This is a genomic window from Planktotalea sp., assembly GCF_050633725.1.
Classification (GTDB): domain Bacteria; phylum Pseudomonadota; class Alphaproteobacteria; order Rhodobacterales; family Rhodobacteraceae; genus Planktotalea.
On sequence record NZ_JBOEHB010000005.1, the window covers coordinates 42,144 to 55,111 of the forward strand.

Consider the following 12,968-nt stretch of genomic DNA (forward strand, 5'->3'; position numbering starts at 1 on the left):
AAAGTCGCAAAACGACGCCTATTTCTCTTCGCTTTCGCCTGCAAACAACACCATTCCAAACGCACCTGCAAAGATCGCGATGTCAGCAATGTTGAACGAAAACGGATTACTAAAGCCGCAGCAACTCATGTTGAGAAAGTCAGCAACGGCACCATAAAGAATACGGTCGATGATATTGCCCAAAGCACCGCCAACAAGAATGCCTGCACTAATGAGGCCGACGCGCCCGAAATTCTCCTTGCGCAGCCAATAGAGAACAAAAGCAACAATCATCAGCGCAATGCCAATGAGAATCCAGCGCGTTGCGTCCGTATCGCCAGAGAACAATCCGAAATTGATCCCATAGTTCCACGCCATACGCAGGTTCAACAATGGGGGCAGCACATCAATGCTGCCCACTTCGCGCAGGTTCATCCAGTGAACCACAAGATATTTGCTCGCTTGATCCGCGAGAAACACCCAAAACCCTGCCCAAAAAACCAGACGCATCTGCGTCCTCCTTTAGATTTCCACCTTAGTGGCGGAAGTGGCGCATACCAGTAAATACCATCGCAAGGCCAGCCTCATCCGCTGCTGCAATCACTTCTTCGTCACGCATCGAGCCGCCCGGCTGAATGACGCAGGACGCGCCAGCGGCAGCGGCTTCCATCAAACCGTCCGCAAACGGGAAGAACGCATCCGACGCAACTGCGGAACCAACACTGAGAGGTGTTTCAAGTCCAAGAACCTCTGCCATGCGCTCCGCCTTTTTCGCAGCGATCAGAGCACTATCAAGACGGTTCATTTGACCTGCGCCAACGCCAACCGTTGCGCCGTCCTTCACATAGACAATCGCGTTGGATTTGACGTGTTTTCCGACTTTCCAAGCGAAGAGAAGATCCCGCATTTGCGCGTCAGTTGGAGCAACCTTAGTCACAACCTTCAGATCATCCATGCCAACGAAACCAACGTCTTTGTCTTGCACCAGCATACCGCCTGCAACCTGACGATAGGTCAGACCACCTGCGCGATTGTCTGGCAGGCCGTCGGTTGTCAGCAAGCGCAGGTTCTTCTTGGCCGCGAAGACTTCGCGCGCGGCATCGGATGCACCGGGCGCGATGACAACCTCGGTAAAGATGCCAACGATCTCTTTCGCGGTTTCCTCATCCAAGGGTTGGTTCAACGCGACGATACCGCCGAACGCAGAGGTGCGGTCACAATCAAAAGCGCTCTTATAGGCTTCGATCAGCGAGCCGCCCAGCGCAACGCCGCAAGGGTTTGCGTGCTTGATGATCGCGCAGGCTGCGCCATCGGCGGGATCAAACTCAGCGACCAATTCGAACGCCGCATCCGTGTCGTTGATGTTGTTATAGCTCAGCTCTTTGCCTTGATGCTGAACAGCTGTCGCGACGCCGGCACGCTCGGTACCATCCGTGTAGAACGCTGCCGTTTGGTGCGGGTTCTCACCGTAACGCAATGTCTGAGACAGAGTGCCCGCGAACGCGCGGCGACGCGGCGCAGTGTTGCCCAGCGCATCGGCCATCCACGTGGAAACCGCCGCGTCATATGCTCCAGTGCGCGCATAAGCTGTCTGTGCCAAACCTTGGCGGAAGGCATAAGTGGTTTGGCCATCGTTAGCATCAAGCTCTGCTAAAAGCGCGTCATAGTCTTCTACGTCCACAACGACGTTCACAAAGGCATGGTTCTTCGCAGCCGCGCGGATCATCGCTGGGCCGCCAATGTCGATGTTTTCGATGCAATCCTCGTAATCGCCGCCCTTAGCAACCGTCTCTTCGAACGGGTAGAGGTTCACAACCAGCAGGTCGATCGCGCCGATGTTGTGTTCGTCCATTGCCGCCACATGCGCATCATTGTCGCGCAGTGCCAGCAGACCACCGTGAACCGCGGGGTGCAGCGTTTTCACGCGACCATCCATCATCTCAGGGTAGCCCGTCACATCCGCAACATCACGCACCTCAAGGCCAGCATCGCGCAATGCTTTTGCGCTTCCACCTGTTGATAGTAATTCAACTCCGCGCGCAGACAGCGCACGGCCAAGATCAATCAGCCCCGTTTTATCAGATACAGATAGCAAAGCGCGGCGAATGGGGGAAAGATCGGTCATGGCAGTCAGGATCCTGAACTCTAAAATTGCATTTCGTCATCCGGAACGAGATCACGCACGCCAACCGCAGTATCTTGGGTTTTCGAAAGCGACCACCGGATGCGGGTCGCATAGTCCATTGCGCGCCCAGTTAAAACAATCTGTTTTGTCGCGCGTGGCTGCAAACGGCCTTTTTCGAGAAAAACACTCGGTTCGAGGCTAAGTTTGGCCACTCCATCGTGGCGAAACACCCAAAGTTCCCCGCTTTTTTGCGCCATCGACACGGCAGCGCCCCCCATATCAAGCGCGGCGTCCACGTCAGGATGCAAATGGAATCGGATGGAGAAAGCAACGCCTTGCAGGCTCAACTCATCCATGCGCGCGTCAAAACGCTTCTTGGACGAATCCTCTAGCGCAACAAGCATATCTTCGCCAGCGAGGCCGCGTCCGTTAAACGTTAGCTCCAAGGTACGCGCATGGGTTAATCCGTGCGTGCTGTCATATCCGTCATGCCCTGCTTGCAAGCGAACGCCATCAGGCGCTTGGCTAACCTGCGCCGGAACATGTTTGGGCGTATCGACAAGCAACTCAAGTTTGCGCTTTTTGCTGCCCGACGCCGCGAAACGCGCGCTGGAATACCCATCAATCGACAGAACCGAATGCGATTGGGTCGCCCGCCCTGCACGACGCCATTCTTCACCAAAGGCTTTTCCTGATCCGCAATTCACAATTAACGGCCGACGACCCGAAGTTAACTCAAAAGCGAGCGTCGATGCATGGGCATTATGTGACGCCAATCCCTTTGGGGGCGCATTTGCATCAACGACAATGCTGGTTCTACCGCCAGAAAGACGTGCAAAGCCCATCGAAAGGCCCTCCGACTGAGTCCTTCGCACTTCCGAATTAACGAGCGATTGATCAAGTCGCCCATCAACGCCGCGCCCTCCCCCATGAAACCGCGCAAGGCTCCCGTCTGAATGCCGCAGTGTTCGCAACGTCGGCGCGATTCGCTCAATCGCGTCCAAATGCGCTTGGGATGGGGTTATTCCCGCCTCTCGCAAGCTTACAGCGGCCCAAGTGATCAATGTGAAAACATCCAGCAATTCTTCTGGATTGCGGGTGGGAATGCCACCTTCAACGTCAATTTGATCTTCGCAAGCCTGCGCGAGTGCTTTCACCGCGGGGGCAACATGTGCCTCCATGCCGCTCAGCGACAATCCCGCATAGATCATTCCTGTCAGTGCCTCAAAACGCGCCAAACCCGGTTCCGTCTTATGCCATCTACGCGCAAGGAACTTGGTTTGTTGCGTAAGCGAGCGGTAAAACTGCTTTGCTTCCTCAGCCTCTTGGCCGCGCAGCAAAAACAATGCGTGATTGATCCAACGAATAAGACGGCGCCCCGTCAAACCCGGCACCCAGCCCGGGCCTTTTCCGCGCCCATAGGTGTCTATCCAGTCCCAAACCCATGTCTGCGCCGCTTCACGCGCCGCAAGATCGCCAACGGCTGCAAGATCATCCAGCCAGCTAAAGCCATGTGCCTCATCGGCAAAAGCCGCATCAGGGGATGTAATTTGCCAAAGGCTCATCTTGGGCGCTTCGACCAAGTGTCCCGCGAACATGATATTGCCCGCGCTGAGCTGACGTCCTTTTGCAAAGCTACCGATTGTTCGAGGTTCGGGCTGCGAGACGAATCCGTTCGCCGCCGTTTGACGGGTCACAAGACGCGCGTGAACGCGGTGCATGGCACGGTTAACCCGCGCTGACCATTTATTCCCTCTGGACATCTGCTCTGCCTTTTACGCTCTTGTGGCGCGTTTTCTCGACAGCACTCTACCGCGCGCGCGGTCCAAAGTCACCGCCGAAATCACGCGCTAGAGAGGTTTGCGAAGCAGTGCGATGTAAAATCCATCCATACCGCCCTGATCGGCCCAAAAGTCAGGACGCAGGCGCAATCCACCTTCTTCGGTGATCCATTCTTGGCTTATTCCGTCCATCTTCAGCGCTTCGCGATCAACTTCGAGCTCTGGATGAACCTCCAACAGATCTTCGATTTGGCATTCGCCTTCATCAGGAAGCAAAGAACAGGTGCAAAAGAGCAAACGCCCCCCAGGTTTGAGCAACGTTATCGCATGCGCCAACATCTGCGCCTGCAATTCGATCAATTCACCGAACTCTGAACCATCTTTAACCAACGGCAAATCTGGATGGCGACGAATCGTTCCAGTCGCTGAACATGGTGCATCAAGCAGAACCGCATCGTATTGCCCCTCCACTTCCAACGCGTCACCAACGACCAATTCTGCGTCCAACTTGGAGCGATCCAGATTTTCGCGCACGCGCTGCATCCGGCGCTCGGATGTATCAACCGCCGTTACATCAGCGCCACTTGCAGCAATCTGCATGGTCTTTCCGCCGGGAGCGCAGCATAGATCAACAATCTTCTCGCCCTTTTGTGGTGCGAGGATATGCACGGGCAAAGCCGCAGCAGCATCTTGCACCCACCAATCGCCCTCTTGATAGCCCGCAAGGCCAGACACTTGAACCGCGCTATCAATACGCACAGATCCCGTCGGCAAAAGCGTACCATCAACCGCTGCGGCTAAGGCAGAAGCATCCTGTTTGGGCGTCAAATCCAAAGGTGCGCCAGCAAAGTGAACCCGTTCAATGCGTCCAACATTCTCCGAGCCATAAGCCTTGGATAGAGGGCCACGCAACCACTTTGGCAGTCGTGGAACGCGTAGTTTTGCCCATTCCTCTGGCCCTTTTTCAACGACCTTACGCAGAACAGCGTTCGTTAGCCCCTTTAGCTTAACCGTTCGGCTATTCGCACCAACACTGGTCACTGCATCATTGACAACGCCATGCGCCGCGCCGCCTGTGCATAGCTCGTAAGTGGCGATGCGCAGCACATTATGGACCGCAAGCGGGGGCGCTTTACGCATGAAAGGCTTCAAAATACGGTCGACCCGCTCAAGCGAACGTAGCGTTTCTGTAGCTAGGCGCTGCGCGCGTGCGCGCTCTTCATAGGGAAGTTTCAACATGAATGAAGCGCCCAGCGCCTCTGACAACATCACCTGCTCACCTAGGACTTGTCCCAGCAATCCTGCCGCCGCGCGCCGCGCCGCTACACCGTTATCTGCCATCGTGTCGCCCTTTGCGCCGCTTGCTGTTTGTGTCTGGCGGCGTATATCAAGGGGAACACGCCAAGGAAAGGAGCGCAAAAATGAGCGCTGAGAAAGACATGCCAGACGCTGCCAAACGCGCGCTAGCGGAAGCGGAAGAGCGCCGCAAAAAGGCAAAGGACCTTGGTCTTGCGACAGAACTAGGTGGTCGTGATGGCCCTGAGCCGGTTCGATTCGGCGATTGGGAGAAAAAGGGCATTGCGATAGATTTTTGATCTATCGCTCTTTGTTACAGACCCAAAACATCCAACATATCATATTCACCCGGCGCTTTGCCCTGCCCCCAAATCGCAGCTTTGAGCGCGCCTCGAGAAAACACGCGCCGATCCGTCGCCATGTGCCGCAAGACGATTCGCTCGCCTGCGGAGGCGAAAAGCACATCGTGTTCACCCACTATGTCGCCGCCACGAATTGCCGTGAAACCGATGTCACCACGCTTGCGCGCGCCAGTTATTCCGTCACGCCCGCTATCGCGTACATCCGCCAAAGCAACACCGCGACCTTCCGCAGCGGCCTCGCCGAGCATCAACGCCGTACCAGAAGGCGCATCCACCTTCATGTTATGGTGCGCTTCGATCACCTCGATGTCGAAATCCTCATCCAATGCAGCGGCCACCTTTTTCGTAAGCTGGGTTAGCAAATTAACCCCAAGGCTCATGTTCCCTGCGCGTACAATTGTTGCATGATGAGACGCCGCTTTTATTGCCGCAAGGTGACTGTCGTCAAAACCGGTTGTACCGATAACATGCACGGCACGTGCTTGCGCAGCCAAGCCAGCAAATGCAACCGACGCGGCCGGAGCCGTGAAATCAATCACCGCTTGCGCTTTGGAAAAGGCTTCAAGCGGATCGTCCGTAGTAACAACACCAATTTCTGTGCCACCCATCGCAACACCCACATCGCGACCAACCCAATCATGGCCTTCGCGTTCTAGAGCGCCGACCAAACGCGCCGCTTTGCTTTCCAAGATCGTTTGGATCAGCATTTGGCCCATTCGGCCTGATGCGCCGGTTACGACTATTCCTGGGGTGTCACTCATCGGGATATTCCTTGTCTCTTTGGCCCTGCATAACCCGCAAGCCACAGCTTGGCAAAGACGTCGATAGCCCTTAGATGGGTCAGATGGCTAAGAAATCTTCCTCCCGCGGCTCCGGCCCTTCGCAACGTCAACTTCGTGTTGGCGAATTGATCCGTCGTGCTTTGTCGGAAATCCTTCAGCGCGGCGATGTTCATGACCCTGATCTGAACCGTTTGTCTGTGACAATCGGCGAGGTTCGCGTTTCACCTGATTTGCGTGTTGCGACGGTCTATGCCCTTCCTCTTGGCGGCGAAGGCAAAGACGAAATCATCGCGCTGTTGGCCAAGAACAAATGGGAGCTACGCCAGTTAATCAACAAAAAGCTGGCGCTCAAACATTCACCAGAGATGCGCTTCCGGCTTGATGAAACCTTTGACAAAATGGACGAAACACGTCGCTTGTTCGAACAAGATCACGTGCGCAAAGACATTGCGCGCGCTGAAGATCGCCAAGCTGATGAGGCATCCGAAGAATGATCTTGCGCCTTGCGGCCATATTGACCTTCATTGCAGCGCCCCTATTGGCCGCTGAGTGCCGCGAGACGAAATACAATGGCAATCGTTACGCTATTTGCGATGTTGATCTCGCCAAAGAAGACCTCCGTCTGTTTTTGAAAAACGAAGACGGCGACTTTCATGGGCATTTTTCCGCGCTAAATTCCGAACTCGCGAAAACTGGCAAAACCCTTGGCTTTGCGATGAACGCGGGCATGTATCACGAAGATCGTGCGCCTGTTGGGCTATACCTTGAAAACGGCGAGCAAGCGCAACGACTTATAACATCCGATGGGCCCGGAAATTTCGGGCTGCTGCCAAACGGTGTTTTCTGCGTTGATGAAAGCCGGGTTCATATCGTTGAATCGCGCGCGTTCGCTAAACGACCGCGCAATTGCAAATACGCCAGCCAATCAGGCCCGATGTTGGTTATCAACGGTGCCTTGCACCCGCGTTTTTTGATCGACAGCACATCACGCTATATCCGCAACGGCGTCGGCATCAATGCAGACGGAACAAAAGCGCGCTTCGTGATCTCCCGCAATACGGTGACTTTCCATGAATTTGGTTCTTTCTTTCGTGACGCCTTGCAAACACCGAACGCGCTCTACTTCGATGGCAACATTTCGCGTCTCTATGCGCCAAGCATCGGCTCATCGGGAGCAAGCTGGTTGATGGAACCTCTGGGACCGATTGTTGGCACGGTTGTCCCTGCTGAGTAATTGACGCGCGCGTATCAATTGTTTAGGCGGCGCCTTCAAACATTCAAAGGGCAGTCCCATGGCACGTAAACGCAAAGGTCGCGATATTTCTGGCTGGCTTGTGGTTGATAAACCCGCTGGGCTCACCTCGACTGCTGTCGTAAATAAAGTGAAATGGGCGCTAGAAGCGAAGAAAGCCGGCCACGCCGGTACGCTTGACCCAGAAGCGACAGGCGTTCTTGCTGTCGCATTGGGTGAAGCAACAAAAACCGTTCCTTACATCACCGATGCTCTCAAGGCCTATCGCTTTACCGTGCGTTTGGGCCAAGCGACAAACACCGACGACGCAGAAGGCGAGATCATTCAAGAAAGCGATCTGCGTCCCGATGACGCCGAGATTGCTGAAGCGTTACAGGGTTTCATCGGCGATATTGAGCAGGTTCCCCCAAAGTTTTCAGCCGTAAAAATTGACGGTCAACGCGCGTATAAGCTTGCGCGCGATGGAGAAGATATTGAACTGGCAGCCCGCCCGCTATGGGTGGAAGAGCTCTTGCTCATAGATCGCATCGATCAGGACCATATCGAATTGGAAATGACCTGCGGTAAAGGTGGCTATGTGCGCTCCATCGCGCGCGACTTAGGTGCTGCGCTCGGCTGTTATGGTCATGTTTTGAAGCTCCGCCGAATTTGGTCTGGCCCATTCGAAGCCGAGAACGGTATTTCGCTCGAACAAATAAACGAACTCGCCCGTACCCCTGAATTAGATGACCATATCCAGCCGTTGGAAATCGGCCTTGATGATCTTGTTGAACTCAAATGCTCTGAAGAAGGTGCCGCCAAATTGCGAAACGGCAACCCCGGAATGGTCTTCGCAGCGGACGGCATCGAGTATGGCGACGAAGCTTGGGCCTCTTTAGATGGCAAAGCCGTTGCCGTTGGCATCTATAAAGCAGGTGAGCTACATCCCTCACGCGTTTTCGTTCGCTAATCTTTAGCGGTGTTGATCAATCAAGATCGGATTACCGTCCAGGTCAGTGACGACAAAACTAGCTGGGCCGCTCTCGCCTCCACCTTCATGCTCAATGGTATGGCCAGCTTTGGCAAGAGTTTCCCTTAGCGCGCGAACGTCCTCAAATGGGTCGATCTCAGCAGCGTTCTGATCCCAACCGGGGTTAAACGTCAGCATGTTCTGCTCGAACATCCCTTGAAACAGCCCAATCAATGTATCGCTATTCTTCATAATCACGTAGCCATGATCTTGGGTCCCGCTAAAGTTCGAAAACCCTAAATCTTCATAGAAGGCTATAGACTTAGATAGGTCTTTGACCGCCAAACTGATCGAAAATGCTCCTAGCTGCATCGTGTTCCCTTTCCTTTTGCAACACCAAGCTAACACGTTGCTCTCGAACATTTGCACCTTTGTGGGTTTAAGGCATAAGCAGCATATGATTACCCGAACCCACACCAAAGGTGATGCGCCCTCTACTGCGATCTATTCTGATTGCGAACGCTATCGGTATGCTTTGACACGCGTCTGGGATAACGCTGGAACGCGCGTTCATTTTGTGATGCTCAATCCATCCACCGCAACAGAAGTACAAAACGATCCAACCGTCGAACGTTGCGAAAGACGTGCCCGTGCGCTGGGATGTGGCAGTTTCACTGTGACCAATATTTTCGCATGGCGCGACACTGATCCGCGCATGATGAAGGCGGCCCGCGAACCTGTTGGCCCCGCCAATGACGAAATGATTCTCAAAATGTGTAATGAAGCGGATCAAATCATCGCAGCTTGGGGAACGCACGGCGCTCATCTAGACCGCGGCGCGGCGGTTGAAGCGCTTTTACGCGAACATGGTAAACCACTCTACCACCTCGGTCTCAGCAAAGCAGGCCACCCCAAACACCCCCTTTACATCGCGTACACCGAGCAACCAAAACTTTGGGAAGCCCCAGATGAATGATGACACGCAACAGCGCTTGGATAAACTTACAAGCGAGCTGGAAACCTTAAACAAGCATCGCTTTATCCGCATTCATAACTCCTTGTGGAAATTGATTCTTTTCCAATTCACACGGGGGTTGGCTTTTGGTTTAGGCTCCGTTCTGGGCGCATCCATTCTCGTTTCGTTTCTCGTATGGTGGTTGTCGCAATTTGAGTTCATCCCGATCATTGGCGACTTCACAAGACAGCTTATTGATTGGATCGAAGTTCCAACCACGACGCCCCGAGGCCGTTAACCAATTGATCTAATGAGCTTTGCCTGAAACCTTTGTTTCTGGAACACTTTCGGAAAATGAAGGCCGAGGTGTGCAATGCTGATTTTAGCAGGACTGTTGGGAATGATGGCGCTTGGCTCGATCATGCTGATTGAACCAAGCAGCGACCACAGTGAAGACGAAGACGCTGAGCAGCGCGACGCCGACAATCTCGATGCTGATGGCTCTTTCCAGCAGGTCGGTGATACCTCAACCGATCTTTTGTCTTTCATTGATGACAATGGCGACACCCAAACCCTTCCAAACCAAGAAACCGATGGCGATGATCTGCTGATCGGCACGAACACCGCTGACGACATTTCTGGTGGCGAAGGCGATGACAATGTTATGGCCGGGGGTGGGTCCGATACGCTTGATGGGGGACGGGGAAGCGATGCGCTCCACGGCAACGGCGGCGATGACTTCCTTAACGGCGGCGCAGGTTTTGACGCCCTATTCGGCGATCAAGGGTCTGACAACCTAGCTGGCGGAAAAGGGGATGATACCCTCGCGGGAAACGCGGGTAACGACCTTCTTTCGGGCGGGCTTGGCAATGACAGTCTTTTTGGCGGTGAAGGAGAAGATGTCCTATTTGGAGGCGCGGGAGATGACACGCTAATTGGCAGTTCAGGCAACGACCTGTTCAGCGGTGGCGCGGGGCAAGATTTGATCTTTGCTGGGACTGGTGACGATGTGTTGGAGGGTTGGGAAAACGCAGATCATAGTGCTGACTCACTTAACGGCGGCGATGGCAACGATACGATCTTTGCTGGTGCCACAGATGAAGTTTCTGGTGGCGATGGTGCCGACTCGATCGTTCTTCAACCAGATACGCCAGAGCAGGTTCGCATTTGGGATTTCGAAAGTGGGTTGGATACCCTGGTCGTTCTCTATGACGCAGATAGCGATGCCCCTGATCTCACAATATCGGAAAGCCCTGAAACAGACGATGAATGGTTTGTGCAAGCAAACGGTGAAACCGTCGCGCTGGTTTCGGGAGACGCGCCAGCCATGTCAGATATTACCTTGATGCAACGCGCCTAAATCGCGCAGGTCTTTTCCTCTTTCAAATCTGCACGAATTGGCCTAAACGCGCCCATCCCTACTTGCCGTAGGGCGATTCTAAAGAACGACCTCCATGGGCCTTGCTGGACGACATCCCGGCCTGCGCCATCAACCCTTAACCTTTTAAAGGAGACCCCGATGTCGATTACACCAGAAGAAAAAGCACGTCTGATGAAAGAATTCGCCACCAAAGAAGGCGATACAGGTTCACCAGAAGTTCAAGTTGCTATCCTGTCCTCGCGCATCGCGACACTGACAGAGCACTTCAAGACACACAAAAAAGACAACCACGGTCGCCGCGGTCTGCTGAAGATGGTCGCGCTGCGCCGTAAGCTGCTGGACTACACACGTGCCAAGGACGAGGCACGTTACCAAGACCTCATCAAGCGTCTGGGTCTGCGTCGCTAAGCGCGCTCCAAGCCCTCGAATTCGAAACACCCGCCTTGAAAAAGGCGGGTGTTTTGCTTTGTGTGACTCGCTGGGTCCAGTGATATGTTTGCCCTTGGGCCGCTTACACTTTGCGAGTAACCTTTAGTAGCAATCAACGCAGGCTCGCTCCCGCAAGGAATTCGACAATGAACGATCGTTTCGCGAAAACGCCCCAGCCTCACTACTATGCTGTCATCTTCACCAATCAGTTAAGCGAGGATGATGCGGGTTACGCAGAAATGGGTGCTAAGATGTTTGAGTTAGCTTCAAATCATCCGGGCTGCTACGGAGCCGAAAGCTCGCGCGATTCTTCTGGGCTTGGGATAACCGTCTCCTATTGGAAAGACGAAGAGAGCATCGCAGCGTGGAAGGCTGACGCGAAACATTTGGTTGCGCAAAATAGTGGTATTGAACGCTGGTATTCGCACTACGAGTTGCGCGTGGCAAAAGTCGAACGCGCATACCAAGGCCCAAAGGGTCGCTCTGTTTGAGAACAATGCGAGAAACGTTAAAGTTCTAACAGCACCTTTAGGCGTTCCTTTGACCCAGTTGCTGTAAGCAAGGATGTTTTATCAAGCGTAGCAAAAAAGGCTTCTTGCGCAGCTTGCAACGGACCTCGCAATCCACATGCCGGCAGGATTTTGCAAGAATTGTTGGACCCGAAACATTCTGCAACAGGCTCATCCTTTTTCAACGCGCGCAGGACCTCTCCAATGAAAATTTCTGATGGCGGCAGCGCCAATTTCAAACCTCCGCCGCGTCCGCGTTCTGAAACGACAAATCCGTTCTTCGCTAATTGCGTGGCGATCTTTGACAGGTGATTTTCTGAAATCCCATACATCTGAGCAATTGTAGAGGTCGCGAGCCTATCTGGCGCATGAGCGGCAAGCGCGATGAGAATGCGCAAAGCAAAGTCTGAGAACTTATCTAACTGCATGCGACATAATTAGCATTTGAAATACGCATTTAAAAGATGCAAATATTGCGCATCAGAAATGCGGATTTAGGAGCACCCCATGAACTTCGCCGATATTGTCCTTTGGCCCGGTACGAAGATTTGCGAAATGATGGGGGTCGATCCTTCTGCTGACGCTGGGTTGATCCGCTGGATGATCAACACTTTGATCTATCTCGTTGTTGCTCTGATCATTGTCTGGATCTTGGCTGTTTAGATGCTCGCTCGGTTTGATGTTACTGCCCAGCAGATCCGCGACGTCACGACAGCGTTCTATGCAAAGGTGCGCCAACACCCGACGCTTGGCCCAATTTTTGCCCGCCATGTCACGGATTGGCCAAGCCATGAAGCAAAGATCGCTGGATTTTGGCGCAATGCGATTTTGCTGGAACGTTCATACGATGGTAATCCCATGCAAGCACATAAGACGGCTGGCAATGTTTTCGCCAAGCACTTTCCAATTTGGCTTGCGCTGTTTGATGAAACCCTATTGCAGATGCTTCCCATTGAGACCGCCCAAGCATGGTCTGCACTGGCACATCGGATTGGGCGAGGTTTGAGTATGGGGTTAACGCCAGTATCTTCAGCGGGCGATGCGCCACCAAAGCTCTTTTAAGTCAAGAATCATACCCCTTCCCAAACGGCCCCTTTTCCGATATGCGCGCGCTATCTGAGACGTGACGCTTTGGCCTTGGCGCACAAAACGATGGAAAAGGCCGGTG

General features: G+C 53.8%; 18 protein-coding genes. 11 read left to right on the forward strand and 7 right to left on the reverse strand.

Annotated elements, in window-relative coordinates:
• Nucleotides 1-18: 18 nt before the first annotated feature.
• The 4 genes from lspA to ACRBCU_RS06390 all read right to left on the reverse strand — a co-directional run bounded on the left by lspA (nt 19) and on the right by ACRBCU_RS06390 (nt 5,226).
• Nucleotides 19-489 carry a signal peptidase II gene (lspA, locus tag ACRBCU_RS06375; protein WP_431364544.1) on the reverse strand — a complete coding sequence of 157 codons (471 nt, stop codon included), beginning with the start codon at nt 487-489 and terminating at the stop codon, nt 19-21.
• A gap of 25 nt (nt 490-514) precedes the next feature.
• Nucleotides 515-2,104 carry a bifunctional phosphoribosylaminoimidazolecarboxamide formyltransferase/IMP cyclohydrolase gene (gene purH, locus ACRBCU_RS06380; protein ID WP_431364545.1) on the reverse strand — a complete coding sequence of 530 codons (1,590 nt, stop codon included), beginning with the start codon at nt 2,102-2,104 and terminating at the stop codon, nt 515-517.
• Between the two features lie 20 nt (nt 2,105-2,124).
• A complete protein-coding gene (locus ACRBCU_RS06385) occupies nt 2,125-3,867 on the reverse strand; it encodes a heparinase II/III family protein (RefSeq protein ID WP_431364546.1) in 1,743 nt (580 codons plus the stop codon).
• Nucleotides 3,868-3,954: 87 nt separating this feature from the next.
• Nucleotides 3,955-5,226, reverse strand: a complete 1,272-nt coding sequence (locus ACRBCU_RS06390) for an RsmB/NOP family class I SAM-dependent RNA methyltransferase (protein ID WP_431364547.1) — start codon at nt 5,224-5,226, stop codon at nt 3,955-3,957.
• Nucleotides 5,227-5,306: 80 nt separating this feature from the next.
• Between ACRBCU_RS06390 and ACRBCU_RS06395 the strand changes: the two genes are divergently transcribed.
• A complete protein-coding gene (locus ACRBCU_RS06395; protein ID WP_431364548.1) occupies nt 5,307-5,480 on the forward strand; it encodes a DUF1674 domain-containing protein in 174 nt (57 codons plus the stop codon).
• A 14-nt stretch (nt 5,481-5,494) separates the two neighbouring features.
• Here the strand turns inward: ACRBCU_RS06395 and dapB are convergent, their stop codons facing one another.
• Entirely contained in the window at nt 5,495-6,304 is an 810-nt protein-coding gene (gene dapB / locus ACRBCU_RS06400; protein ID WP_431364549.1) for a 4-hydroxy-tetrahydrodipicolinate reductase, read from the reverse strand.
• Between the two features lie 83 nt (nt 6,305-6,387).
• Here dapB and rbfA point away from each other — a divergent pair, with 83 nt between their 5' ends.
• From rbfA to truB, 3 genes are read left to right on the forward strand one after another with little or no spacing between them, the layout of a single operon-like run.
• Entirely contained in the window at nt 6,388-6,819 is a 432-nt protein-coding gene (gene rbfA / locus ACRBCU_RS06405) for a 30S ribosome-binding factor RbfA (protein WP_431364550.1), read from the forward strand.
• Entirely contained in the window at nt 6,816-7,559 is a 744-nt protein-coding gene (locus ACRBCU_RS06410; protein WP_431364551.1) for a phosphodiester glycosidase family protein, read from the forward strand. The genes rbfA and ACRBCU_RS06410 overlap by 4 nt, the downstream gene beginning before the upstream one ends.
• Before the next feature lie 58 nt (nt 7,560-7,617).
• The gene (truB, locus tag ACRBCU_RS06415) at nt 7,618-8,526 is read left to right on the forward strand and encodes a tRNA pseudouridine(55) synthase TruB (protein ID WP_431364552.1); all 909 of its coding nucleotides are present in this window, start codon (nt 7,618-7,620) and stop codon (nt 8,524-8,526) included.
• A 3-nt stretch (nt 8,527-8,529) separates the two neighbouring features.
• Here the strand turns inward: truB and ACRBCU_RS06420 are convergent, their stop codons facing one another.
• Nucleotides 8,530-8,898, reverse strand: coding sequence for a VOC family protein (locus tag ACRBCU_RS06420; RefSeq protein ID WP_431364553.1), 369 nt, complete (start codon nt 8,896-8,898; stop codon nt 8,530-8,532).
• 85 nt (nt 8,899-8,983) lie between these two features.
• Here ACRBCU_RS06420 and ACRBCU_RS06425 point away from each other — a divergent pair, with 85 nt between their 5' ends.
• From ACRBCU_RS06425 to ACRBCU_RS06445, 5 genes are all read left to right on the forward strand, one after another.
• Nucleotides 8,984-9,502, forward strand: coding sequence for a DUF1643 domain-containing protein (locus ACRBCU_RS06425; RefSeq protein WP_431364554.1), 519 nt, complete (start codon nt 8,984-8,986; stop codon nt 9,500-9,502).
• The gene (locus ACRBCU_RS06430) at nt 9,495-9,779 is read left to right on the forward strand and encodes a DUF5665 domain-containing protein (protein ID WP_431364555.1); all 285 of its coding nucleotides are present in this window, start codon (nt 9,495-9,497) and stop codon (nt 9,777-9,779) included. The genes ACRBCU_RS06425 and ACRBCU_RS06430 overlap by 8 nt, the downstream gene beginning before the upstream one ends.
• Before the next feature lie 75 nt (nt 9,780-9,854).
• On the forward strand, nt 9,855-10,841 hold the full coding sequence (locus tag ACRBCU_RS06435) for a calcium-binding protein (RefSeq protein WP_431364556.1): 987 nt from the start codon (nt 9,855-9,857) through the stop codon (nt 10,839-10,841).
• 159 nt (nt 10,842-11,000) lie between these two features.
• Entirely contained in the window at nt 11,001-11,270 is a 270-nt protein-coding gene (gene rpsO, locus ACRBCU_RS06440; RefSeq protein ID WP_348495409.1) for a 30S ribosomal protein S15, read from the forward strand.
• Between the two features lie 167 nt (nt 11,271-11,437).
• On the forward strand, nt 11,438-11,782 hold the full coding sequence (locus ACRBCU_RS06445; RefSeq protein WP_431364557.1) for an antibiotic biosynthesis monooxygenase family protein: 345 nt from the start codon (nt 11,438-11,440) through the stop codon (nt 11,780-11,782).
• Nucleotides 11,783-11,799: 17 nt separating this feature from the next.
• Here the strand turns inward: ACRBCU_RS06445 and ACRBCU_RS06450 are convergent, their stop codons facing one another.
• On the reverse strand, nt 11,800-12,228 hold the full coding sequence (locus tag ACRBCU_RS06450) for an RrF2 family transcriptional regulator (protein WP_431364558.1): 429 nt from the start codon (nt 12,226-12,228) through the stop codon (nt 11,800-11,802).
• A 79-nt stretch (nt 12,229-12,307) separates the two neighbouring features.
• Between ACRBCU_RS06450 and ACRBCU_RS06455 the strand changes: the two genes are divergently transcribed.
• Both ACRBCU_RS06455 and ACRBCU_RS06460 read left to right on the forward strand, forming a co-directional pair.
• Nucleotides 12,308-12,463 carry a hypothetical protein gene (locus tag ACRBCU_RS06455; RefSeq protein ID WP_431364559.1) on the forward strand — a complete coding sequence of 52 codons (156 nt, stop codon included), beginning with the start codon at nt 12,308-12,310 and terminating at the stop codon, nt 12,461-12,463.
• Nucleotides 12,464-12,862, forward strand: coding sequence for a group III truncated hemoglobin (locus ACRBCU_RS06460; protein WP_431364560.1), 399 nt, complete (start codon nt 12,464-12,466; stop codon nt 12,860-12,862).
• Nucleotides 12,863-12,968: the final 106 nt, after the last annotated feature.